The organism is Streptosporangium brasiliense (assembly GCF_030811595.1).
GTDB lineage: Bacteria > Actinomycetota > Actinomycetes > Streptosporangiales > Streptosporangiaceae > Streptosporangium > Streptosporangium brasiliense.
The window spans coordinates 702630-724078 of sequence record NZ_JAUSRB010000001.1; the positions used below are offsets into that span (position 1 = coordinate 702630).

At 71.9% G+C, this 21449-nt stretch carries 22 protein-coding genes; 14 read left to right on the forward strand and 8 right to left on the reverse strand.

Annotated features, from left to right (window positions below):
• Positions 1-22 precede the first annotated feature (22 nt).
• Complete coding sequence (locus tag J2S55_RS03115; RefSeq protein WP_306857122.1) at positions 23-439, forward strand: hypothetical protein; 417 nt, start codon at positions 23-25, stop codon at positions 437-439.
• Positions 440-571: 132 nt separating this feature from the next.
• Here the strand turns inward: J2S55_RS03115 and J2S55_RS03120 are convergent, their stop codons facing one another.
• Genes J2S55_RS03120 through J2S55_RS03130 form a run of 3 tightly spaced genes read right to left on the reverse strand, consistent with a single transcriptional unit; the run spans position 572 to position 3312 of the window.
• Positions 572-1426 (reverse strand): DUF4097 family beta strand repeat-containing protein, encoded by an 855-nt coding sequence (locus tag J2S55_RS03120; protein ID WP_306857124.1) that lies wholly within the window; start codon positions 1424-1426, stop codon positions 572-574.
• A gap of 15 nt (positions 1427-1441) precedes the next feature.
• Entirely contained in the window at positions 1442-2083 is a 642-nt protein-coding gene (locus J2S55_RS03125; protein WP_306857126.1) for a response regulator transcription factor, read from the reverse strand.
• Entirely contained in the window at positions 2074-3312 is a 1239-nt protein-coding gene (locus J2S55_RS03130; RefSeq protein ID WP_306857128.1) for a sensor histidine kinase, read from the reverse strand. Before J2S55_RS03130 ends, J2S55_RS03125 begins: the two co-directional genes overlap by 10 nt.
• A gap of 148 nt (positions 3313-3460) precedes the next feature.
• On the opposite strand from J2S55_RS03130, the gene J2S55_RS03135 reads away from it, so the two are divergent.
• On the forward strand, positions 3461-3793 hold the full coding sequence (locus J2S55_RS03135; protein ID WP_503167696.1) for a cytidine deaminase-like protein: 333 nt from the start codon (positions 3461-3463) through the stop codon (positions 3791-3793).
• Between the two features lie 17 nt (positions 3794-3810).
• Positions 3811-4731: a GTPase Era gene (era, locus tag J2S55_RS03140; protein WP_306857130.1), complete on the forward strand. Its 921-nt coding sequence runs from the start codon at positions 3811-3813 to the stop codon at positions 4729-4731.
• A gap of 142 nt (positions 4732-4873) precedes the next feature.
• Here era and J2S55_RS03145 read toward each other — a convergent pair whose 3' ends face one another.
• Positions 4874-6418, reverse strand: coding sequence for an endonuclease/exonuclease/phosphatase family protein (locus J2S55_RS03145; RefSeq protein WP_306857131.1), 1545 nt, complete (start codon positions 6416-6418; stop codon positions 4874-4876).
• A gap of 201 nt (positions 6419-6619) precedes the next feature.
• On the opposite strand from J2S55_RS03145, the gene J2S55_RS03150 reads away from it, so the two are divergent.
• From J2S55_RS03150 to J2S55_RS03160, 3 genes are all read left to right on the forward strand, one after another.
• Positions 6620-6898, forward strand: coding sequence for a hypothetical protein (locus J2S55_RS03150; RefSeq protein WP_306857133.1), 279 nt, complete (start codon positions 6620-6622; stop codon positions 6896-6898).
• Between the two features lie 355 nt (positions 6899-7253).
• Positions 7254-8399, forward strand: a complete 1146-nt coding sequence (locus J2S55_RS03155; RefSeq protein WP_306857135.1) for an FAD-dependent monooxygenase — start codon at positions 7254-7256, stop codon at positions 8397-8399.
• A gap of 95 nt (positions 8400-8494) precedes the next feature.
• Positions 8495-9943 carry a hypothetical protein gene (locus J2S55_RS03160; protein ID WP_306857136.1) on the forward strand — a complete coding sequence of 483 codons (1449 nt, stop codon included), beginning with the start codon at positions 8495-8497 and terminating at the stop codon, positions 9941-9943.
• Positions 9944-10019: 76 nt separating this feature from the next.
• Here the strand turns inward: J2S55_RS03160 and J2S55_RS03165 are convergent, their stop codons facing one another.
• Positions 10020-11996, reverse strand: coding sequence for a serine/threonine-protein kinase (locus tag J2S55_RS03165; protein ID WP_306857137.1), 1977 nt, complete (start codon positions 11994-11996; stop codon positions 10020-10022).
• A gap of 253 nt (positions 11997-12249) precedes the next feature.
• On the opposite strand from J2S55_RS03165, the gene J2S55_RS03170 reads away from it, so the two are divergent.
• The 3 genes from J2S55_RS03170 to J2S55_RS03180 are packed head-to-tail and all read left to right on the forward strand — an operon-like array spanning position 12250 to position 14561.
• Positions 12250-13386: a transporter substrate-binding domain-containing protein gene (locus tag J2S55_RS03170; RefSeq protein WP_306857139.1), complete on the forward strand. Its 1137-nt coding sequence runs from the start codon at positions 12250-12252 to the stop codon at positions 13384-13386.
• On the forward strand, positions 13338-14369 hold the full coding sequence (locus J2S55_RS03175) for a hypothetical protein (RefSeq protein WP_306857141.1): 1032 nt from the start codon (positions 13338-13340) through the stop codon (positions 14367-14369). Before J2S55_RS03170 ends, J2S55_RS03175 begins: the two co-directional genes overlap by 49 nt.
• Before the next feature lie 57 nt (positions 14370-14426).
• Positions 14427-14561, forward strand: a complete 135-nt coding sequence (locus J2S55_RS03180) for a hypothetical protein (protein WP_306857142.1) — start codon at positions 14427-14429, stop codon at positions 14559-14561.
• A 181-nt stretch (positions 14562-14742) separates the two neighbouring features.
• On the opposite strand, the gene J2S55_RS03185 is transcribed toward J2S55_RS03180, so the two are convergent.
• Positions 14743-14988, reverse strand: a complete 246-nt coding sequence (locus tag J2S55_RS03185; RefSeq protein ID WP_306857144.1) for a DUF2630 family protein — start codon at positions 14986-14988, stop codon at positions 14743-14745.
• Positions 14989-15318: 330 nt separating this feature from the next.
• On the opposite strand from J2S55_RS03185, the gene leuA reads away from it, so the two are divergent.
• The 3 genes from leuA (at position 15319) to J2S55_RS03200 (ending at position 18719) form a co-directional block, all read left to right on the forward strand.
• Complete coding sequence (gene leuA / locus J2S55_RS03190) at positions 15319-17028, forward strand: 2-isopropylmalate synthase (protein WP_306857146.1); 1710 nt, start codon at positions 15319-15321, stop codon at positions 17026-17028.
• 94 nt (positions 17029-17122) lie between these two features.
• The gene (locus tag J2S55_RS03195) at positions 17123-17947 is read left to right on the forward strand and encodes a D-arabinono-1,4-lactone oxidase (RefSeq protein ID WP_306857148.1); all 825 of its coding nucleotides are present in this window, start codon (positions 17123-17125) and stop codon (positions 17945-17947) included.
• A gap of 286 nt (positions 17948-18233) precedes the next feature.
• A complete protein-coding gene (locus J2S55_RS03200; RefSeq protein ID WP_306857149.1) occupies positions 18234-18719 on the forward strand; it encodes an Ohr family peroxiredoxin in 486 nt (161 codons plus the stop codon).
• A 130-nt stretch (positions 18720-18849) separates the two neighbouring features.
• On the opposite strand, the gene J2S55_RS03205 is transcribed toward J2S55_RS03200, so the two are convergent.
• Positions 18850-19212: a VOC family protein gene (locus tag J2S55_RS03205; RefSeq protein WP_306857150.1), complete on the reverse strand. Its 363-nt coding sequence runs from the start codon at positions 19210-19212 to the stop codon at positions 18850-18852.
• 51 nt (positions 19213-19263) lie between these two features.
• The gene (locus tag J2S55_RS03210) at positions 19264-19962 is read right to left on the reverse strand and encodes a TetR/AcrR family transcriptional regulator (protein ID WP_306857151.1); all 699 of its coding nucleotides are present in this window, start codon (positions 19960-19962) and stop codon (positions 19264-19266) included.
• A gap of 115 nt (positions 19963-20077) precedes the next feature.
• Between J2S55_RS03210 and J2S55_RS03215 the strand changes: the two genes are divergently transcribed.
• The gene (locus tag J2S55_RS03215; RefSeq protein ID WP_306857152.1) at positions 20078-20422 is read left to right on the forward strand and encodes a YrdB family protein; all 345 of its coding nucleotides are present in this window, start codon (positions 20078-20080) and stop codon (positions 20420-20422) included.
• 73 nt (positions 20423-20495) lie between these two features.
• The gene (locus J2S55_RS03220) at positions 20496-21440 is read left to right on the forward strand and encodes an NAD-dependent epimerase/dehydratase family protein (RefSeq protein ID WP_306857154.1); all 945 of its coding nucleotides are present in this window, start codon (positions 20496-20498) and stop codon (positions 21438-21440) included.
• Positions 21441-21449: the final 9 nt, after the last annotated feature.

The following is a 21449-nucleotide window of genomic DNA, read 5'->3' on the forward strand; positions in this document are numbered from 1 at the left end:
TGACTGCCGGGTCGTTCTCGACATGGCGGGGGGCAGGCTGCCGCGAGAGGCGCAGGGGACCCGGGTGGACGCGACCTACCCGGGAGCCGAGCTCGGCGAGCTGATCGGGGTCGGCCTGGCCTCCTACACCGGCGCCGCCGCCGAGCAGCACTTCGCCGAGCTCACCGAGGCGCTGGAGGGCTGCCCGGTTGCAAGAAGACGCCAGCCGGGCAGGACCACCTCCCTGCGGGTGTCCAGCCTGAATCTGGACGCCGCCGGCGACGACATGCAGGCCAAGCGGCTGCGCGGCCGGCTGAACGGCTATCCCTACGAGATGCACATGGTCTTCGCCCGCATCGGGGGCACCGTGGTCTCGCTGGTGCACACCGGGATCGCCGGCGTCGACGTCAGGCGCACCCAGCAGCTCGCCCAGTTCCTCGTCGCCCAGGCAGCCCACTGAGCGTGGCCGCCCGCCGTACCTTCACCGCCGGCCGTCCGGTCTGCCGCGGATCCCGTGGCCCACGGCCGGGCGTGTCTTCGCCCCGGGGCACGTGACCCGCCCGCCCCGCCTTCACCGCCGGCTGCCCCGCCTTCACCGTCGGCCGTCCGGGAGGATCCGCAGCCGGCCCTCGGGGGCGACGGCGGTGATCCTCCGCGGGGCGTCCGGGTCCCGGGGGACCTCGACGGTGCTCTCGCGGGCGTTCACCTCCACCCGGTAGCCGGCGCCGTCCGGCACGGTGACATCGACGCCACCGCCCTTCCCGGCGACCGCCCTGACGTCGTCGGGGGCATGCTGGAAGCCCAGCACGGCGTCACCCCTGCCGGTCTCGACGTCGGCCACGGCCGATCGCAGGCCGGTCGCGGTCACGTCTCCCGTCCCGGCCCGCGCCCACAGCGTCCCCTGCGCGCCGGTCACGGTCACCTCACCCGAGCCGGTGGACAGCCGAAGGTCACCCTGGACGGCGTGGGCGGACACGGTTCCGGAGCGGGTCGCCGCCTCGACGTCGGTGGCGGCGGGCACGGTCAGTGTGTAGACGGCGTGGCAGACGGGCTCGCCGGGCCGCGTGCCGCCGGGGCAGTCGACGGTGGCCCGCAACGTCCTGCCGTTCCACCGCTCGGACAGGTTGGGTCTGCCCTGGTCGGGGCCGGGACCGCCTTCGGACCAGAAGATCTCCCGTCTGACGGACAGCCGTCCCGCCGCGCCGGTGACGACGGAGACGTCGACCCCTCCCTCCGCCCGCACGACGAGCTCGGGCGAGGTGAACGTGTAGTCGCGGACGGAGGTCTCCGACAGCCTGGCGGGGCGCAGCAGGGAACTCTCGTAGGAGTCGCCGGTCGCCTCCGTCCGGCTCACCTCGGACCACGCGGTCAGCCCGATCCAGGACACGATCAGCGCGGTGAGCGCTCCGCCCACGATGATCCAGGCGGTCCGGACGGTGCTCCGCATCGGCATGTCTCTCCCTCACACTTTCAGGAATCGCAGTACGGCGAGCACCCGGCGGTGGTCCTTGTCCGCGCCGGAGAGGCCGAGCTTGGTGAAGATGTTGTTGATGTGCTTGCCGACGGCGCCCTCGCTGACCGTCAGGGCTTCGGCGATCCCGGTGTTCGACCTGCCCTCGGCGATCAGCGCCAGCACCTCGTACTCCCGGCGGGTCAGCAGGTCCAGCGGGTCGCTGTGCCTGCGGATCAGGAGCTGGGCGACCACCTCCGGGTCCAGGGCCGTGCCGCCGGCGGCGACCCGGCGCAGGGCGTCCAGGAACTCGGCGACGTCGGCCACGCGGTCCTTCAGCAGGTATCCGATGCCGCTGGTCTCGGTGGACAGCAGCCGGGTGGCGTAGCGCTCCTCCACGTACTGCGAGAGCACCAGGATCGCCAGACCCGGTCGCTGCCGGCGGAGCACGAGTGCCGCGCGCAGGCCCTCGTCGGTGTGCGAGGGCGGCATCCGCACGTCGGTGACCACGAGATCGGGATCGTGTTCGTCCACGGCGCGCAGCAGCCCGTCGGCGTCGGCCACCGCCGCCACGACCTCCATGCCCGCGGAGCCGAGCAGCCAGATGAGCCCCTCCCGGAGCAGGACGGAGTCCTCGGCGAGCACTATTCGCACGGCAGCTCCACCCTGATCGCCGTGGGACCGCCCTGCGGGCTGTCGACGTCCAGCGTCCCGTCCACCGAGCCGACCCGCTGGGCCAGACCGCGCAGTCCCGTCCCGCCGCCGAGGCGGGCGCCGCCCCGGCCGTCGTCGACGATGACCAGGCGGAGCCGGTCGGCGGCCCGCTGGACCGTGACCTCGGCGCCGGACGCCCCGGCGTGCTTGGAGACGTTGGTCAGTGCCTCCGAGACCACGAAGAACGCGATCGCCTCGATCGTCGGTGACGCGCGCTCGGGCACGTCGACGCGGAGCCGTACGGGGAAGGGGGCCCGTGCGGCGATGCCGGACAGCGCGGCGTCCAGCCCCTGGTCGTCGAGCACGGCCGGGTGGAGCCCGCGCACGAAGTCGCGCAGCTCCTTCAGGGCCTGCTTGGCCTCTTCGTGGGCCTGCGCGATGGCCCGCCGCGCCGGCTCGGGGACGTCGGTGAGCGTGGCCCGGGCCATCCCCAGGCTCATCGCGAGCGAGACCAGCCGCTGCTGGGCGCCGTCGTGCAGGTCCCGTTCGATCCGGCGGCGCTCGGCGTCCGCGGCGTCGACCACCTCGGCGCGGCTCTCCTGCAGGGTCTCGACCCGCTGGACGAGCAGGTCGCTGCGGCTGGGGCCGAGCAGGGCCCCGGCGGCGATCGTGTCCAGCGCGGTGACCCCGTGTGCCACCCACGGCCCGGTGACGAGCAGCAACACCGCTGCCAGGGCGGATGCCGCAATCATCATGCTCTCCGAGATGATCCAGCCCTGGACGGCGAATTCGGCCGCGACCAGACCTCCGGCCCAGGCCCCGATCACCATGAGGAATCCGACCCCGTTGATCAGCGGTGACAGCAGGTGATAGGCGAGCTGCCGCCAGAAGCTTCCCGTCCGCGCCTCCCGGACCAGCAACTTGAGCGGGTTCCGCTCCTTGGGACGCCGGGGCGCCCGGGGGATGTCCACGTCCAGGAAGGCCAGGAACCGGGCCCGTTGCAGCCGCGTGAACATCGGCACCGACCGGAACAGCAGCGGCAGCGCGATCAACGGGACCACCACGGTCCAGACCAGCAGCACCGACAGCGCGGTCAGCCCGACGATGACGGCCAGGGCCAGCAGGGCGATCGGCAGGCCCGTCACCACATGTGAGGTGCGCAGCCAGGTCCGCGCCGACCAGTGGGCGTGGATCCTGTCCCAGGGGGTGGTCAGTCCGGTCGTGGTCATGGGACCACCGTAGAGATCACGATTGCCCGGCGACATGGGCGAGGCATCCCGGAAAACGGTGAGGCAGGCTCCACCCCGGCAGCGCCGTACGGCGGACGGCGGGCAGGTCGGTTGGGACCGGATGCCGCGCGCTGACTACCCTGGCGCTGTGAGTGACGCGACCCTCGACCCCGAGGACAACAAGATCATCGTTCTGGCCCGCTCCGCCCGGGCCCGCAACGGCGCCGCCGAGGGCGCCGCCGTACGCGACGAGACCGGCCGGACCTACGCGGCGACCAACGTGGCGCTGCCGTCGCTGACGCTCTCGGCGCTGCAGGTCGCCGTGGCGATGGCCGTCTCCAGCGGCGCCGAGTCCCTGGAGGCGGCCGCGCTGGTCACCGCCGGGGACGGCCCGGCCGACGCGGACGCGCGGGCGGTCCGTGAAATGGGCGGCAAGACGCTGCTGGTGGCCGGTCCCGACGGGACCGTGCGTCAGAGCTGAGGCCGACATCGGCGACAATGGATGACGTGAGTTCCTCAGCCGCTGATTTCCATGCCGGTTTCGCCTGCTTCGTCGGCCGGCCCAACGTCGGCAAATCCACGCTGATGAACGCGTTGGTCGGCACGAAGGTGGCGATCACCTCCTCCAAGCCACAGACCACCCGCCGGGTCATCCGGGGCATCGTGCACCGTCCGGACGCCCAGCTCATCATCGTGGACACGCCGGGGCTGCACCGGCCTCGCACCCTCCTGGGCGAGCGGCTGGACAGTCTGGTGCTGTCCACGCTCACCGAGGTCGACGTGATCGGGTTCTGCGTGCCCGCCAACGAGCCCATCGGCAAGGGCGACCGGTTCATCGCCGAGAAGCTCGCCGCGGTCAAGAAGACCCCGGTCGTCGCCGTGGTGACCAAGTGCGACCTGGCGACCCGCGAGCAGATCGCCGCGCAGCTGCTGGCGCTCTCCCAGCTCGCCGACTTCGAGGAGATCGTCCCGGTCTCGGCGCAGTCGGGCGAGCAGCTCGACGTGCTGGGTGACGTGCTGATCGGCCGGCTCCCCGCGAGCCCGCCGCTGTATGAGGGCGGCCAGCTCACCGACGAGCCGGAGCAGGTGCTGGTGGGCGAGCTGATCCGCGAGGCGGCGCTGGAGGGCGTCCGGGACGAGCTGCCGCACTCGATCGCGGTCGTCGTCGACGAGATGCTGCCCAGGCAGGGCCGTGACGACCTGCTCGACATCTACGCCCACATGTTCGTCGAGCGCCCGTCGCAGAAGGCCATCGTGATCGGCCACAAGGGCAGCCGGCTCAAGGACGTCGGCAGCCGGGCCCGCCAGCAGATCGAGGCGCTGCTCGGCACCCGGGTCTATCTCGACCTGCGGATCAGCGTCGCCAAGGACTGGCAGCGCGACCCCAAGCAGCTGCGCCGCCTGGGCTTCTACGACTGATCCCGGACCCGCCTGGCTCCGGCCTCCGACGCCGAGCCCGGACCCGCGTGGCTCGGTAGCCGCAGATCGTGCGCAACCCAGTAGCCGCAGACCGCGCGCAAGGGGAGAAGGGCGGCGTGGGACCGCCCTTCCCCGTTGCGGGTCAGCGCATGCGGAAAGTGGTGAGGACCGCGGCGTGGTCGGAGGTCCAGGCGTTGTCACGGTGGTTGGGGATGGCCGTGGGCGTGCCCTCGACCAGGGTGCGGGAGTCGGTGACGCCGAGCTTGCCCGCGTAGTGCACGAAGTCGATCCGGTCCTGCGGCTCGGGCTCGCCCTTGTGCGCGTCGTGACCGTAGCCGCCGGTGAAGGTCGGGTAGATCGGTGACCAGGTGGTGCCGGGGACGGCGACCGGGTCGGGGTTGGCGACGCGGAAGGAGTCCTTCAGCCCGGCCTTCTCAGGGAGGACCGAAGTGGGCCAGGCCACGGAGTCGTAGCCGCAGCGGTTGGTCGCGCGCGTCCAGTCCAGGTGGGAGGGGGCATTGAAGTCGCCGGTCAGCAGGACCGGGGTCTGCCCGGCGTCCTTGAGGTCAGGCTGCATGGCCGCCAGGATCGCGGTGATCTGCGGGGTGCGGCGGGAGGAAGTCTCGCGGGCGAGCAACTCGGCCTGGGTCATCTTCCCGAAGCAGGCGTCGTAGGGGCCGTAGGGGGTGTAGCCGAGGTGGACGTTCCAGACGACGACGTCCTGCCTGCGCTGTTCGTCCACCCGGATCCTGACGGTGGCCCCGGCCAGGCCCGACTCGGTGGGGAGCGGGCCCCGTGACACGATCGGGTAGCGGCTGACGATGCCCAGGTCGGCACCGGCCTGGAAGTAGTCCCAGCCCAGCGCCTCGGCGAGCTCCTTGGCCGAGGTGGACGAGGTCTCCTGCATGCCCACCACGTCCACGTCGTGGTCGAGCAGGAACTTCAGCTGCTTCTCACGGCCGCCCTTGACCTGGCTGCCGCCGTGCCACAGGTTCCAGCTCATCGCCTTGAGGTCGGGTACGAGCTTGGCGCCCGGAACCCTCGCTTCGATCTCGGCGGTCGCCGACGCGGTCTCCCCGGCGGCGTTGCGCGCCTCGATCCTCACCGCCGCGGGCCGGTGCGCGTCGGAGGGGTGGGGCGTGCCGGAGATCGCGCCGTCCGCGCCGACGGTGACCCAGCGAGGGCCGCCGGTCTTGCGGAAGGTCAGGCCGTCGGTGTCGCCACGCAGCAGACCCTTGACGGTGGCGGCGTACGGCTTGAACGCGCGGGCGTTGCGCAAGGGGATGGCATCGCTGACGAAGTGCAGCGACTCGTTGCTCGTGATCCGCAGTCTGACCGGCTGGGCGAGCCAGGCGTAGCCGTCCTTGGCCAAGGCGTAGGCGACGTAGTTCCCGGGTTCGAGGCCGTCGGTGGGCAGCGTCGCGGTGCCGCTGCCCGCCGGGATGTAGACCCATTTCAGGGAGGGGCCGACGTTGGTCTCGCCGACGGGCCCGTTGCCGGGGTCGGTGTACAGCCCGATCCAGTTCTTCGGGTCGGGGCGAGGAGTGGAGTATGTGAGGCTGATCGGCTCGCCGGCTTTCACCGACGTCGAGACGGCGGTGAGGGTGCCGTCGGCCTCGGCCGTGGCGGGCGTGCTCGTCAGGCTGAGTGCCACCACGGCTGCCGCCGCCATGAATACCCGGCGCATCCGGACTCCTTCTGCGTTCGTAGGGACGTCATCAGAGTGGAGTGCTCCGGTAAAAACACGGTGTACGCGGGTTGTCGATCAGTTAGCGCGCATCGGAAGCCGATATCAGCAGTTCAGCCCTGTACAAGTTGCTTATTTGTCTATACAGGTGTGCGCATCTTGTCTGTACGGGTGCTTCTTGTCGCTCTGCCTCAGGTGGGTATGGATCCCCAGAGCAACGACTACGGCACGGGGGTCGCCATGACCGACTACACCACCTACACCCTGTGGATCGTCGAAGGGGACACCGGACAGCACTCGGCCGGCGAGGACCTCTTCTCGCCCGACTCCCCGATCGCCTACAGCGACCTGGGGCCCGCCGCCCTGCTGTGGCTGACCGAGCACGGTTACCAGGACCCGGGCAGGCGGGTCGTGGTGACCCCGGCGGGCCGGTTCCCGGGTGGTGGTGTGGTCATCGCCTCCTACGACGTGGCGCTCTGAGTCCCCCGCGGTCCTGTCGGCCGGGCGTGCCTTGAGGGAGACCAGCCGGGCGTGCCTTGAAGGAGACCAGTGGCGTGCCTTGAAGGGGACCAGCCTGGCGACCTCCCAGCCCACCGCGTGGAGACAGGACGCACGGAGACCATGCCTCCCAGCCGTGGATCCGACAGCGCTCCGATTCTGTCTGGTGCAAGAATCGATATGCGCCGCGCTAATCTGCACAAATGCCATGGGTAAGCGGAGACGCCGAGAGCCCGGCGGAAATATATCTGTTTTGTCATGATTTTCGGGGCGGATGTGCAGCTCCAATGCATGATCATGCGGGCGGCGCGGCGCGGGCGACACTGAGAAAACGGCTGTGACGGCCGGGCGTACCGCGGTGATCGTCGGCGGCGGGATCGGCGGGCTGGCAGCGGCGGTCGCCCTGTGCCGTCGAGGTTGGCGGGTGGAGGTCTGCGAGCAGGCCGCGCAGTTCACCGAGATCGGCGCCGGCCTGTCCTTGTGGCCCAATGCGCTGCGGGCCCTGGCAGTCCTGGGTCTGGCCGACCGGGTCAGGGAGTTGGGCGCAGTCGAGGCCGGTGGCGGTGTGCGCGACCGGGCGGGTCGTTGGCTGGCACGGACCGACAACGTCGAGCTCGAACAGCGGTTCGGATGGCCGCTGGTCGTGGTGCACCGCGCCGACCTGGTGCGGGTCCTGGTCGAGGCGCTGCCGAGAAAGACGCTACGGCCGGCGACCACGATCACCGGGGTACATGACGAGGGCGATGCGGTGGTGGTCGAACACCACCACGGGAGCCTGCGCGCCGAGGTGGCGGTCGGTGCCGACGGCCTGCACAGCACCGTGCGCCGCCTTGGACGGCCCGACGCACGGCCGCCCCGATACGCCGGGTACACCGCCTGGCGCATGATCACCTCGCGGCTGCCCGCCCCGCTCACCGACGGCGCCTCGAACTGGGGCCGAGGCGAACGGTTCGGATACACCTCGATGCCCGGCAACCGGGCCTACTGCTTCGCCACCGCCACGGTGCCCGCCGGCGGCGTCAGCCCGGACGGCGAATGGGCCGAGCTGCACCGCCGGTTCGGGAGATGGGCCGGACCGATCCCCACCTTGTTGGCCGCGGTCGCCGAGGACGACGTACTGCGGCACGACATCTACGACCTGCCACCGCTGTCCGGGTATGTCAGCGGTCGGGTGGCGCTGCTCGGTGACGCGGCCCACGCGATGACGCCCAACCTGGGACAGGGCGCCTGCCAAGCTCTGGAAGACGCCGTCGTCCTGGCCTCCTGCCTCGACCGGGCGCCGGACATCGCCTCGGGCCTGGCCGGCTACGACCGGCGGCGTAGGTCCAGGACCCAGGACGTGGTGCGCCGATCGGCCCGTCTGGGGGCCGTCGGACAGTGGTCATGGCCACCGGCTGTCAAGGCCCGTGATCTCGCCGCCAGACTGACACCGAACTCGGCGACCCTACGTTCCATGACACCGATTCTCGGATGGAAACCCTGATGCCCGACTGGACCTATCACCCGCTGCGCGGGCTCGCGGGTGCCTTGCTCGGTCAACGACGATCGCAACGGACCGCTCTGCGGACGTTGGCGACCTTGACCTCGTTGCCCGGCGGACGCCGGGTGATCGCCGGCGTGTTCGGCCACACCGCGCCCCCGGCCGTGCTGTCCGGGACCGTTGCCGGTATCGGCGTGGCGACGCGGCTGGGCGCCGTGGTGTCGCCGGCGACGGCACGCGACGCTGTCCGCGCGCTGCCGACCCAAGGGGCCGGTCTGATCGTGGTGGCGCCGGTCGGCCGCGACGATGTCGACCTGGTGCGGACGGCGGCCGCCGGCCGCCGGTGCCCCGTGTTCGCGCGGACGACCGATCCCGCGGTGGCGGTGGCGCTCACCGCCCATGTCGACGCGGTGTTGACCGACGACACGGACGTGGTCGAGATGACCGCTCCCGCCGTCGCCGACGCGCTGACGGCCCTGAGGGATGACACCAAGGCAGTCGTGGCGACTCCGGCGACCCTGGTGGAAGCGGGGCCCGGCTGGTTTCAGCGGGTGGCCGAAGCGGCCACGCCGACGTACCCGATGCCGGCCTTGTGGAGTGTGGGCCGTGATCCCCGACGGTGGCCTGCCTGGTGGTGGGGGCTATGGGTGGGGATCGGGATGATCTGCGCGGGCCTGGGCGCGGCCGCCATCACCCTCGGTCCGGTCCTGCTCTGGTACGACCGGGACTTCCTCGGCCTGGACCTCCACCAGATACACAGCACCAACCACAACCTGGTGCATTTCCTTCAACACGACAGGATCACCATGGCCGGCACGATGGTGGCGACCGGGATCCTCTACACCGGGCTGGCCGTCGGTGGGATCCGGCGCGGGTGGCCGTGGGCTCGGAACGCCTTTCTGATCTCGGGGGCCATCGCGTTCCTCACCCTGTTCTACTTCCTGGGATTCGGATTCGTGGAGCCGTTGCACATCGCGGTCACGGTCGTGCTCGTCCCGATGTTCGTCCTCGCCACCTTCCGGGCCCCGGCCCGTCCACAGTGGACATCGATGGCGGAGGGGCCGCCGTCCCGGTGGCGGAGGGCACTGCTGGGTCAACTTCTAATGATCATCACGGGAGTGGGGCTGCTGGCGGGCGGGGCGGCCGTGTCCGTCGTGGGGCTCACTCGCGTGTTCGTCCCCAGCGACCTGACTTTCCTCGGTGCCACGCCCGGCGACCTGCGCGCCGTGAGCTCCCGGCTGCTGCCGTTCATCGCGCACGACCGGTCAGGGTTCGGTGGTGCGTTGATGGCCGCAGCCGTGGCGATCACGCTGCTGAGCGCTTGGGGATGGCGCCGCGGCGAGGCATGGGTATGGCGGTCGTTGGCGTCGGCCGCGGTGGCGGGGTTCATGCCCCCTGTCGTGGTGCACTGGAAGGTCGGCTACACCGACTTCTGGCACCTTGCGCCTGTCTACTGCGGGATCGGCCTGACCGCCGCCGCTCTGGTCCTGGCCTACCCCTACCTGTGCACACCACCACCGCCCCGGAGTCCCGCCGGGCCCGGGTGACCTGCGGGGGCGTGCCTTCGGGTCCGATGTCCCTTTCAGGGGCGGGGCCTGCGGCGGGCCCGGTGGCGGGGCCGGCTCAGGAACGGGCCTCGAAGGAGTTGAAGCCGACGTCCACGCCGGAGCCGCCGCCCTGGGCGCGGGCGAACACGCCGATGGAGCCGGAGGCGAACGGCCGTTCCCTGTCGAGCCGGGAGACGACCCCCCGGCCGTTGACGCGTAGGCTCAGCCGGGTCCCCGTCTTGCCGCTGAGGCAGGACGCCTGCAGGACGTTGAGCCGGGCGGGGCGGAAACCGGGGACCGGGACGCGCTTCACCGAGGCGGGCGCCTCACCGCTCTTGACGATGGAGGCGTCGCCGCCGCTGCTGATCGAGAACTCGTAGCGCCTGGCGCCCGCGTCGCGGCCCCGGCAGAAGACGCCGAAGGTGCCCGTGCCGTTCAGCACCTGGACCTTCGCGGTGATGGTGGCGTTCTTCACCGGGGCGGCCAGGGGAGCGGCGACCGGGAGATAGCCGTCGGACCTGGCGGTGATCCGGTAGGCGCCGCCGGCCGGGCGGTGCCTGCCCTTGCCCTTGCCCCACGCCGCCACGCTCCAGCCGCGATCCTCGCCGGTGAAGTCGTCCCGGAACGGCCAGACCCGCTCCGGCGCGGGAGTGGCCGTCGCCGTGGCGGTCGAGGGCGACGGGGTCGGCTGCGGGGAGGGAGAGAGCGTGGCCACGGCCCCCGCGGTCGTCTCCGGTGTGGGCCCGGCGCCGTCGCCCGCCGTGGCGGCCGGCTGGGCCAGGGGCTCACGGTCGCCGGTGGCCCCGTCCCGCGGCAGGAAGAAGGAGACGGCCGCGATGACCAGCGCGATCGCCACTCCCGCGAGGACGGGGGCGGCGACCGAACGGCCCCAGCGCGGCGGGGCGGCCCCGGGCGAGCCCGGCCCGCCTCCGCCGGGGATCCGGCCCGGCCGGTGCGGAGGCTGCTCCCCGGCCGCCAGGCCGTCGGGGTGCGCGGCGGGCAGCCCGTCGGGGTGCGCGGTGGGCAGGCCGTTGGGATGCGTGGTGGGCAGGCCGTCGGGGTGCGCGGCGGGCAGGTCGGGTGGGTGTACGGCGGGCAGGTCCGCCGACGGGAGGCGGGTGAGGGGGACGGCCGGGTTGGTGGGGACGTCGAGAGGTGGCAGCGCGGGCGGCACCGCCGCGACGGGGGGCGCGGGGGGCCGGACGAGGGGGATGGCCGGGTTGGTGGGGACGTCGAACGGCTCCACGGGCTGCTCGCCCGCCGCGGTGGGCGGCCGGACGAGGGACGTGGCCGGGTCGCTGGCACCCGTCAGGGCCCTGAGGATCTCCGGCACGCCGGGGCGACGGCCCGGATCCCGGGCGAGGGCCCGGCCGACGAGGTCGTGGAGCACGCCGTGCAGCCCGGTCGGGCCGGGGCCGGCGTGATCGTCGGGGTGGCCGGTGCCGCCGCCGGACGGCTGCCGTCCGGTCGCCGCGTAGAGGACGACCCCGCCCCAGGCGAACACGTCCGACGCCGCGGTGGCCTCCTCGCCCCGCGCCCGCTCCGGCGAGATGTAGAGGGACGCCTCCTCCCCGGCGGGGCCGGCGGGGCCGGCGAGGTGGGCCACGCCGAAACCGATCACCCTGGGCCCGAGCGGGCCGAGCAGGATGCCGGACGGCTTCAGATCCTGGTGCACGAGGCCGGCGGCGTGGACGGCCTGCAGGGCGACGGCGGTGGACACCGCAAGTGTCTCCAGGCCCGACCCGGAGAGGGGGCCGTGATCCGTGACCCGCCGCCGCAGGTCCGGCCCGTCGACGTACTCGGTGACCAGGTAGACCTGCCCGTCGTCGAGCCTGATGTCCAGGATCGGCGCCGTGCAGGAGCGGGCGACCCGGGAGGCGGCCTCCGCCTCCTGCTGGAAGCGCCGCCGGAAGGCGGGGTCGGCGGCCAGTCGCGGGTGGACGACCTTGACGGCGACCTGGCGTCCGTCGGGGTCGCGGGCGAGGAAGACCTCTCCCGTCCTGCCCTGCCCGAGCCTGCTCACCACGCGGTACGGCCCAATGACGGTGTTCATTGCCCCCCGCTCCCAGAGATCTGATAGAGGATCCTAAGGGGTGTTCCGGTCACCGCACCCGCAAGTCATTTGATCTCGTCTTGGTGAAGGGACGCCCGGCCCGGGGGGTGACGGCATAGCCTGCTCAACAGATAGGGAGTCCGGAGGTGCCATGACCGAAGAGCCTGCGGACGCGGGGACCCGGGCGGGGGATCGGCCGGCCCGTTCCAGAGCTCGTAAGTCGCGGCCCGGTCCGCCGTCCGGGGCCGGTCCGTTGCCGGAGTCCGGTCCGCTGCCCGGGGCCGGTCCGCTGCTGGAGCCGGTGGCGCCGTCCGAGCCCGCTCCCTCGTCCGAGTCCGTTCTGTCGTCCGAGTCCGTTCTGTCGGCAGAGCCGGAGCCGCCGCCCGCCCCCGGACCGCCGCGGCGGGTCAGACGCTTCCGGCTCGCGGCGTGGATCGCGCTGATCCTGGCCGCGATCGTCGTCGGGGTGTCCATCATGTGGGTGAACGGGCCGCCCACCGAGGCCGAGCTGCGGGAGAAGGCCGGACTGTTCAACAAGGACAGGCTCCGGATCGGGGTGAAGGCCGACACGCCCGGCATCGCCTACCAGGAGCAGACCGGCAGGCGCGACTTCAAGGGCTTCGACATCCAGATCGCCTACCTGATCGCCGCGGATCTCGGCTACCGGCCGGACAAGGTCGACTTCCTGGCCATCGACACCGAGGACCGGGCGCGCATGCAGGCGCGCGACGCCAACGGCCGGTTCGTCAGGGTCGACCTCGTGGTCGCCACCTTCAGCGTGACACGCGACCGGCAGGACGACCCCTCCGTCGGCTTCTCCACGCCCTACCTCTACACCGAGCAGTCCGTGGTGACCAGGTCCGACTACCCGGGAGACATCACCTCCCTGGGACAGCTCGAAGGAAAGAAGGTCTGCACGCTCGGCACCTCGACCTCCGAGAACGAGCTGCGCAAGGCGACGAAGGCCACCGTCACCGCCAAGAACCAGATCAGCGACTGCGCCAGGGGCCTGAAGAAGAGCGAGTCCGACCAGGAGGGTGAGTTCGACGCGATGACCACCGACGCGGCCATCCTGGCCGGGTTCGTCGCCGAGGCGCACGGGGAGCTGCGCCATCACGACATCGCGCTGGAGAAGACCGAGATGTGGGCGGTCAACACCGGCTCCAACAAGGCTCTGCAGACCCTGGTCGACCTCGCGCTCTACCGCTCCTACGCCGACCCCCAGGACCAGCGGTGGGAGCAGGCCTACCAGACCTACATCGACCCGATGCTGGCGGCCAGCCCCAACGTGAACGTCGCCCAGGCGGAGCAGCCCTGCGCGCTCCCCCCGCGGGTGCGCAGATGGCCGTGGGAGCGGTCCCTGCCCGTCCAGGACTGCCCGACCCGTTGAAAGGGGGCAGGCGGGTCAGGGACGCGCCGCGGGACCAGGAGTGGCTGCTCGCGCTGCTGCCGGTCTTCCCCATCGTCCTGCTGGTCATGCGGCTGTGGTACGCCAGCCGGCAGGACACCCAGACACTGCTCCTGCTGCTGCAGAACACCAGCCCGCTGGGCCTGCTCAGCGCCGTCCTGCTGACCACCGTCTGGGTCGTGCCCGCCCTCATCCTGGGCGGCCGGGTGCTTGGCACCCTCTACTGGATCAGCACGGGCCACTCCTCCTGGCTGGTGCGGACCGCCGAGCGGCTGCCCGGCTGGGTGGTGGCCCTGGCCGTCGTGGTCGGCCTGTCGGCCTGGCAGCTGCGGTTCCTGCCGACGCTGGCGATGCTGTCGCTGGCCGCGGCGGGCCTGACGGTGCGGGAGCGGTTCCCCCACCACGAGGGGCTGCGGGCCACCGTCTGCTACGCGCTGCCCGTGATGGTCGCGGTGATCTCCTACGTCGTGCTCTGGCCGGCCATTGGGGCGGCGTTCGCCGCTCGTGATGTGGCCACCTCGCTGCTGCTCACGCTCCCGCCGGGGGTCGCGGTCCTGCTGACCGGCCCGGTCCCCTCGGTGCCCGCCCGGGTGCTCACTCACGGCATCGCGGTCGCGATGGCGGTGTTCACGCCGTTCCTCGTGGGCGTGGTCGTCATGAAGGCGCCGATCCTCCCGCTGGTGGCCCTGCAAATGGCCGAGAAGGAGAAGCCGCGGGTGCTCGTGGGCTATCTGGTCGCCAGCGACGACCAGATGTCCACCGTGCTGGGGCGCGAGGGCGTCGTCAGCTTCGTCCGGAACGACCGGCTCGAATCCAAGGTGCTCTGCCCCGACCCCGGCGAGGCGCCCAGAACCTGGGTGAACCTGCACGGCTGGTACGTCGAGCAGAGCGTGATCTCCTGGCTGGCCCCGGCCCCGCCGCCGGCCCCGGTCGACCCGCGCTGCCAGGGCCGTCCCAAGGACTAGTGCCGCCTGAGCGACAGGTGTCCGCGCCCCGAGTTCCAGCCGGCCCGCCGACGCCTCATGCGCCGGCTCCACGACCTGCTCCGCGAGCGGGGCGACAACTTCTACCGCTGGATGACGCCGACGTGCGACATCGATGCCTCCGACCACGATCCCAGCCTGAGCTCCTCCGAGCCGGAGGGCGCGACGGCATGACGCGGACGGCCACGATCATTCCGGGGTGTCGGCGCGCTGCCGCGCGGACCCGTCACCGCTCCCGCGCCGGCGGTCCAGGCGGTGGCGGCCGGCGTGCCCACCGCTCCTGGCGCGGGCGTCCGGTGGAGGAGTCCCGCCGTCGTGAGGGCCGCTGTGCGCCGCCCTCGGAGGCGGCCCCCGGTCACTGCCGGTAGTCCTCTACCTCGTCGATCGGACGCGGCGCGGCGGAGTCGGGGTCCTCCCCGAACTCCCGCCGCGCCCGGCGCTGCCTGAGCAGGTCCCAGGCCTGGTCGAGGGCCTCCTCCAGCTGCGTGATCCGGTTGTTCTCCTCATGCGAGGAGATCGCGCCGGAGGCCAGCCGCTGCCGGAGACCGTGCTCCTCGGCGATGAGCTCGTGGATATGGGTGAGGATGTCGTCGTCCTTCATGCCGTTCCCCCTGTCTGCGTCCTTTTCGGACTGTATCCGACCAGCAGGTGACCGCCCCGCCGGAGGCCGAGCCGACGGTGGCGGGTGATCCAGCGGATCGCCTGAGCCGGGCCGCGCAGGCCAGGGCCCCGCGGTGGCCGGGGGCGGGCCGGAGATCTCACGATGTGGGCTCGTGTCCCAGATATTTGCAACTGTCTGCTAGCGTGCTATGCATGCTGCGCGGGCTGCTTCTTAGCTGCCGCGACGAGGGCCTGTAAGAGGCCGGCTCCCTCGTCGCGGAGCGAGCCATGCGCGTCGGCCACGATTGTCATCCAGTCGAGGAGCCCTTGCATGTATCCGCAGCAGCAACCCAGCGCCATGCCGTTCAATCGCTACCAGCCCTACGCCCCGGTCCGTCTCGACGACCGCACCTGGCCCGGCAAGGTCATCGACCGGGCCCCCCGCTGGTGCGCGGTGGACCTGCGTGACGGCAATCAGGCACTGATCGACCCGATGGACTCCCACCGCAAGCTCAAGATGTTCGAGCTGCTGGTGAAGATGGGCTACAAGGAGATCGAGGTAGGTTTCCCGGCCGCGTCGCAGACCGACTTCGACTTCGTCCGGCAGATCATCGAAGAGGGCCGGATCCCCGACGACGTGGTGATCCAGGTCCTGACCCAGGCCCGGCCCGAGCTGATCGAGCGGACCTTCGAGTCGCTCGAGGGCGCGAAGACGGCCATCGTTCACCTCTACAACTCCACCTCCACGCTCCAGCGCCGGGTCGTCTTCGGCCAGGACCGCGAGGGCATCACCGCCATCGCCGTCGAGGGCGCCAAGCTCTGCAAGAAGCTGGCCGACGCCTCCGAGGTGGACGTCTACTTCCAATACTCACCGGAGTCCTTCACCGGCACCGAGCTGGAGTACGCCGTGGAGGTCTGCGACGCCGTCAACGAGGTCTGGCAGCCCACCCCGGACCGCAAGGTCATCGTCAACCTGCCCGCCACCGTCGAGATGGCCACGCCGAACGTCTACGCCGACCAGATCGAGTGGATGCACCGCAACCTGGCCTACCGCGACTCGATCGTGCTCTCCCTGCACCCGCACAACGACCGGGGCACCGCCGTGGCCGCCGCCGAGCTGGGCTACATGGCCGGGGCCGACCGCATCGAGGGCTGCCTGTTCGGCAACGGCGAGCGCACCGGCAACGTATGCCTGGTCACCCTCGGCATGAACATGTTCTCGCAGGGCGTCGACCCGGAGGTCGACCTGTCCGACATCGACGAGATCCGCCGGATCACCGAATACTGCAACCAGCTGCCCGTCCACCCGCGCCACCCCTGGGGCGGCGAGCTGGTCTACACCGCCTTCTCCGGCTCCCACCAGGACGCGATCAAGAAGGGCTTCGAGCACCTGGAGCGCGACGCGGCCGCCGCCGGCGTCCCGGTGGACGAGTTCACCTGGGCCGTCCCCTACCTGCCGATCGACCCCAAGGACATCGGCCGCAGCTACGAGGCGGTCATCCGGGTCAACAGCCAGTCGGGCAAGGGCGGGGTCGCCTACATCATGAAGGCCGACCACCAGCTCGACCTGCCGCGCCGCCTGCAGATCGAGTTCTCCCGCGTCGTCCAGGCCCGCACCGACAGCCTCGGCGGCGAGGTGAGCCCGGCCCAGATGTTCGAGGTCTTCACCGACGAATACCTCCCGAACCCGGCCAGCCCGTGGGGGCGGCTGGGCCTGCTGGCCCACCGCACCGTCTCCAGGGGCGACGAGAAGGACGCCATCAGCGTCGACCTGCGCGTCGACGGTGAGATCCGCGAGGTCGAGGGGGTCGGCAACGGTCCCATCTCCGCCTTCTGCGACGCCCTGTCGTCGATCGGCACCCAGGTCCGCGTCCTCGACTACGCCGAGCACGCGCTGAGCGCGGGCACCGACGCCAAGGCCGCCTCCTACATCGAGTGCGAGATCGGCGGCGAGCCCCTGTGGGGCGTCGGCATCGACGCCAACACCACCACCGCGTCCCTGAAGGCCATCATCTCCGCCGTCAACCGCGCGACCCGCTAGGCACGGCAGGCGCGGTCCCGGCACGACCTGCCGGGCGAGGCGCTCGACAACCGCCCACAAGGCCGCACGTCGTCCATTCGACCGCGCCCTCCGCGTGACCCGCGGACGCGCGGTCGAGTCATGTCCGGACACGGCCGGCGGCCCCGTCGAGGAGCCCGGTCCGGCCCCGGCCCGCGGAGCGGTGGTCGGGGCCGGCGCGCTGGGGATCGTCACCCGGGTCACCCTCGACACCGTCCCGGCGTTCGACGTGCGGCAGGAGGTGCGTGAGAACCTCCCGTGGGCGCGGCTGGAGGACCACTTCGAGGAGATCTTCTCCGCCGCCTACAGCGCGAGCCTGTTCACCGACTGGCGGGGTCCGCTGATCAACCAGGTGTGGCTGAAGCGGCGTGCCGACGCGGCCGGTCCCTGGGAGGCGGGGGCGCGGTGGCTGGGCGCGACGCCGGCGCGGGCCGATCTGCACCCCCTGCCGGGCATGCCGGCCGCCAACTGCACCCGGCAGATGGGCGTGCCGGGCCCGTGGCACGAGCGGCTGCCGCACTTCCGCCTGGACTTCACGCCCAGCAGCGGAGAGGAGCTCCAGTCCGAGTATCTGCTGCCCCGCCGCCACGCGCTCGCCGCGCTCGGGGCCCTGGACGGCGTCAGGGACCAGGTGGCCTCCGTCCTGCAGGTGTCGGAGATCCGCACCGTCGCGGCCGACGACCTGTGGATGAGTCCCTCCTACGGGGAGGAGACCGTCGCCGTCCACTTCACCTGGAAGAAGGACTGGCCGGCGGTGCGGCGGGTGCTCGCCGTGGTCGAGGAGCGGCTGGAGCCCTTCGACGCCCGGCCCCACTGGGGCACTCTTCGTCATGCGCCCGGACCGCCTGCGCTCCCTCTACCGGCGGCTGCCGGACTTCCAGCGGCTGCTCGACGCCTATGACCCGGCCGGCAAGTTCCGCAACGCGTTCGTCGACGACCATGTCTTCGCCGGGGCCCGCTCCTGGTGAACACGTGGACCCGGCGGTGGGGCCGCGGCGCCGTGTCGTCACCGTCCCCGCGGGTAGGTAACCAGCGTTTCGGCCAGTTCATGCGGGTCCGGGCGGGGGAGAGCGCGGTGGGGCGTCCGGGCCGGCTCAGGTGGCGGATCGGGGGACGGACCCATGGGACATGATGTGCGATCCGGACAGGGCGGGCCCGGCGGGGCGGCCGGTACGCCGAGGCGGCCGATGGCCTCGGACTACTCGGGCCCCGGAGTCGAGGCCGAGCTCACCGGGACCCTCGGCGGCGAGGCCGGCTACGGCACCCTCTACACGGCGCGCGCCGCTTCGACGGGCGGCAGGAGCGGGCGGGTGACGACGGACGACGGCCTCCTCGACCTGGAGATCAGGGTGCCGGAGCAGCTCGGCGGGCCCGGCGGCGCCCCCAACCCCGAGCAGCTCATGGCCGCGGCGTACGCGGCCTGCTTCCACAACTCCCTCACACTCGTCGCCGGCCGGGCGGGGGTGGACGCCACCGACGCCGGCGTCGAGGCGGCGGTGGAGCTGCGCAGGCGCGGAAGGCAGGACGACTACGTGATCGGCGTCGATGTGACCGTCCATCTCCCGGAGGTGGACCCGCGCCTGGCCGGCCGCATCGTCGAGCAGGCGCACGAGCACTGCCCGTACTCCAGGGCGCTGCTGGGCAACGTCGAGGTCGGCCTGCACCTGGCCTGATCACCCGGGTCCCGGCAGGTCATGCTCTGACCACGCCGGTCTGGTGCCCGGCCCCGTGTGGGGAGAGCGCGCGGCGGTACGCACCCGGCCGTCACGGACCCGCCCGAGCCCCCCGTCACGGTCGCGGGGCTCAGCCGTGGTTGAGGTCGATGACGCAGAAGCGGTTGCCCTCGGTGTCGGCGAGGACGACGAAGTCGGGGTCGTCCGGATAGAGGTCCCAGTCGACCCGTTCGGCGCCGAGGGACAGCAGCCGCTCCACCTCGGCGCTCTGGTCCTCGGTGTGCAGGTCGATGTGGACGCGCGGGTGTTCCTGCAGGGGGGTCCGGCTGAGATCCAGCGCCAGCGCGGTGCCGGGGCCGTCGGCCGGCTCCAGCACGATCCAGTCGTCCTTCGACTCGCTCTCGCGGGTGACATAGCGCAGTGCACGGCTCCAGAAGGCGGCCGCCCGCCGCACGTCGGCGGCGCCCAGCACGATCATCCCGATGTTCAGCATGGGGCGATTGTGGCACGGGCCGGCTCCGTGCCGGCGGCCGCTCCCGGAGGGTCAGACGGGCAGGCCGAGGAAGGCGGCGCTGCAGCGCATGGAGTGGTCGAAGGCGGGGCCCGGGTCGAGGATCGTGTTGTTGAACTGGCCGAACAGCTCGAAGTTGAGCCAGCCGAACAGGCCGGTCCAGGCGATCAGGGCGCGGACGATCACGTCGTCGGGGACGTCGGGGATGACGGCGCGCACGTTGGCGGCGTCCCCGCTGAAGGAGGCCGGCGCGGGCGGGCAGATGTCCGGCGGGTTCAGGGCCCCCGCCCGGTGGGCGTCGGCGACGAGCCGGCCGTAGACGATCGTGTCGCGGACCGCCGCGGCGACGGTGTCCTGCGGCGCCTGGTATCCGGGTACGGGCGAGCCGTACAGCAGGGCGTACTCGTGCGGATGGGCCAGCGCCCAGTCCCGTACGGCGTGGCAGAGCGCCAGCCACCGGCCGGTGTGGTCCTCGCGCGGGCAGAGCGCCTCGGCGTTCTCCACGGCCTCGCCGACGGCGTTGTAGCCGTCGATGATCAGGGCTGTGAGCAGGTCGTCCCGGGAGGGGAAGTAGCGGTAGATCGCCGAGGACACCATGCCCATCTCGCGGGCGACCGCGCGGAGGGACAGGCCGCCCGCGCCTTCGGTGGCCAGGTGCCTGCGGGCGATGTCGGTGATCTCACGGGTCAGCTCGGCCCGGACCCGTTCCCGTGCTGTGCGGCTTGAGCTCATGCCCGGAACCCTATCAGAGCACTGAAAAAAAATAAGAGCACTGCTCTTGACGAGCTGCGCTCTTTGGCGAGAGCATTGCTCTCAGAACGGAACGTCACTCTCCAAGGAGCCCCCGATGCTGTCTCTGGCCAAGAACACCAACCTCCTCGTCATGTTCCTGCTGGAGCTGGGTGTTCTCGCCTCGGTCGGCTACTGGGGGTTCACCGTCGGCCAGAGCCTGCTGGTGAAGCTGCTCCTCGGGCTCGGCGCCCCGGCGCTGTTCATCGCCGTCTGGGCGATCTTCGGCGCGGCCAACGGCGCCACGATCCCGCTCACCGGGGCCGCCCGGGTCCTCCTGGAGGTCCTGTGGTTCGGTGGCGGCGCCGCCGCACTGGTCATGGCCGGCCGGCTCACCCCGGGGATCGTCTTCGCCGCCGTCTACGTCGTCAACGCCGTCCTGCGGCTCGTCTGGAACCAGTGAACCCCGGGCCCGCCGGGCCCGGCCGCATCACCATCGACGAGCCGCGTCACCATCGACGAAGGGAAGAACCATCATGGGCAAGCACGTCATCGCGGGAGCCGGTCAGGTCGGCTCCGAGGTCGCCCGGTTGCTGGCCGGCCAGGGACACGAGGTCGTCCTCGTCAGCCGCTCCGGGTCCGGCCCCGACCTGCGGGGGATCCGCAAGGTGGCGGCCGACGCCGCCGACCGGGAGCGGATGACCGCTCTGACCGAGGGGGCCGACGCGCTCCACAACTGCGTCAACCCGCCCTACAACCGCTGGGCGCAGGACTGGCCGCCGATCGCGGAGTCGCTGCTGGCCACCGCCGAGGCCACCGGCGCGGGATACGTCATCCTGGGCAACCTCTACGTCTACGCCGCGCCCGAGCGGCCGATGCGGGAGAGCGACCCGCTCACGCCGCCCAGCGTCAAGGGCGGGATCCGGGCCCGCATGTGGCGGGAGGCCCTGGCCGCGCACGAGGCGGGACGGGTCCGGGTGACGGAGGTGCGCGGGTCCGACTACTTCGGTCCCGGCTGCCTCGACCAGGCGCACCTGGGCGACAGGTTCGTCCCCCGGCTCCTGGCCGGCAGGCCGGTCCGCTACATCGGCGACCCCGCCCAGCCGCACAGCTGGACCTACGTGCCCGACGTGGCCCGCGCCCTGGTGACGGCCGCGACGGACGGGCGGGCCTGGGGCCGGGCGTGGCACGTCCCGACGGCCGGGGAGATGACGGCGCACCAGGTCGCCGAGCGCATGTGCGCGCTGGCCGGCGTCCCGAACCCGGGGGTCAAGGTCATGCCGCACTGGGTCGTCCGTACCGCGGGCGCCTTCTCGCCCATGCTCGGTGAGCTGGAGGAGCTGCGCTACCAGTTCGTCCGGCCCTTCGTGCTCGACTCCACCGACTTTCAGGCCACCTTCGGCGTGGCCCCGACCCCGATGGACGAGGCGCTGGCCGCGACGGTCGCGTGGTGGCGCGAGCGCCTGGCCGGCGCGGCCTAGGCCGTACGC

What these genes read in the sequence shown, in the direction of transcription:
- J2S55_RS03115 (WP_306857122.1), top strand. Translation starts at nt 23, where the DNA reads ATGGCGGGGGGCAGGCTGCCGCGAGAGGCGCAGGGGACCCGGGTGGAC.
- J2S55_RS03120 (WP_306857124.1), bottom strand. Translation starts at nt 1,426, where the DNA reads ATGCGGAGCACCGTCCGGACCGCCTGGATCATCGTGGGCGGAGCGCTC.
- J2S55_RS03130 (WP_306857128.1), bottom strand. Translation starts at nt 3,312, where the DNA reads ATGACCACGACCGGACTGACCACCCCCTGGGACAGGATCCACGCCCAC.
- era (WP_306857130.1), top strand. Translation starts at nt 3,811, where the DNA reads ATGGATGACGTGAGTTCCTCAGCCGCTGATTTCCATGCCGGTTTCGCC.
- J2S55_RS03145 (WP_306857131.1), bottom strand. Translation starts at nt 6,418, where the DNA reads ATGCGCCGGGTATTCATGGCGGCGGCAGCCGTGGTGGCACTCAGCCTG.
- J2S55_RS03150 (WP_306857133.1), top strand. Translation starts at nt 6,620, where the DNA reads ATGGATCCCCAGAGCAACGACTACGGCACGGGGGTCGCCATGACCGAC.
- J2S55_RS03165 (WP_306857137.1), bottom strand. Translation starts at nt 11,996, where the DNA reads ATGAACACCGTCATTGGGCCGTACCGCGTGGTGAGCAGGCTCGGGCAG.
- J2S55_RS03175 (WP_306857141.1), top strand. Translation starts at nt 13,338, where the DNA reads ATGGCCGTGGGAGCGGTCCCTGCCCGTCCAGGACTGCCCGACCCGTTG.
- J2S55_RS03180 (WP_306857142.1), top strand. Translation starts at nt 14,427, where the DNA reads ATGCGCCGGCTCCACGACCTGCTCCGCGAGCGGGGCGACAACTTCTAC.
- J2S55_RS03185 (WP_306857144.1), bottom strand. Translation starts at nt 14,988, where the DNA reads ATGAAGGACGACGACATCCTCACCCATATCCACGAGCTCATCGCCGAG.
- leuA (WP_306857146.1), top strand. Translation starts at nt 15,319, where the DNA reads ATGTATCCGCAGCAGCAACCCAGCGCCATGCCGTTCAATCGCTACCAG.
- J2S55_RS03200 (WP_306857149.1), top strand. Translation starts at nt 18,234, where the DNA reads ATGGCCTCGGACTACTCGGGCCCCGGAGTCGAGGCCGAGCTCACCGGG.
- J2S55_RS03205 (WP_306857150.1), bottom strand. Translation starts at nt 19,212, where the DNA reads ATGCTGAACATCGGGATGATCGTGCTGGGCGCCGCCGACGTGCGGCGG.
- J2S55_RS03210 (WP_306857151.1), bottom strand. Translation starts at nt 19,962, where the DNA reads ATGAGCTCAAGCCGCACAGCACGGGAACGGGTCCGGGCCGAGCTGACC.
- J2S55_RS03215 (WP_306857152.1), top strand. Translation starts at nt 20,078, where the DNA reads ATGCTGTCTCTGGCCAAGAACACCAACCTCCTCGTCATGTTCCTGCTG.
- J2S55_RS03220 (WP_306857154.1), top strand. Translation starts at nt 20,496, where the DNA reads ATGGGCAAGCACGTCATCGCGGGAGCCGGTCAGGTCGGCTCCGAGGTC.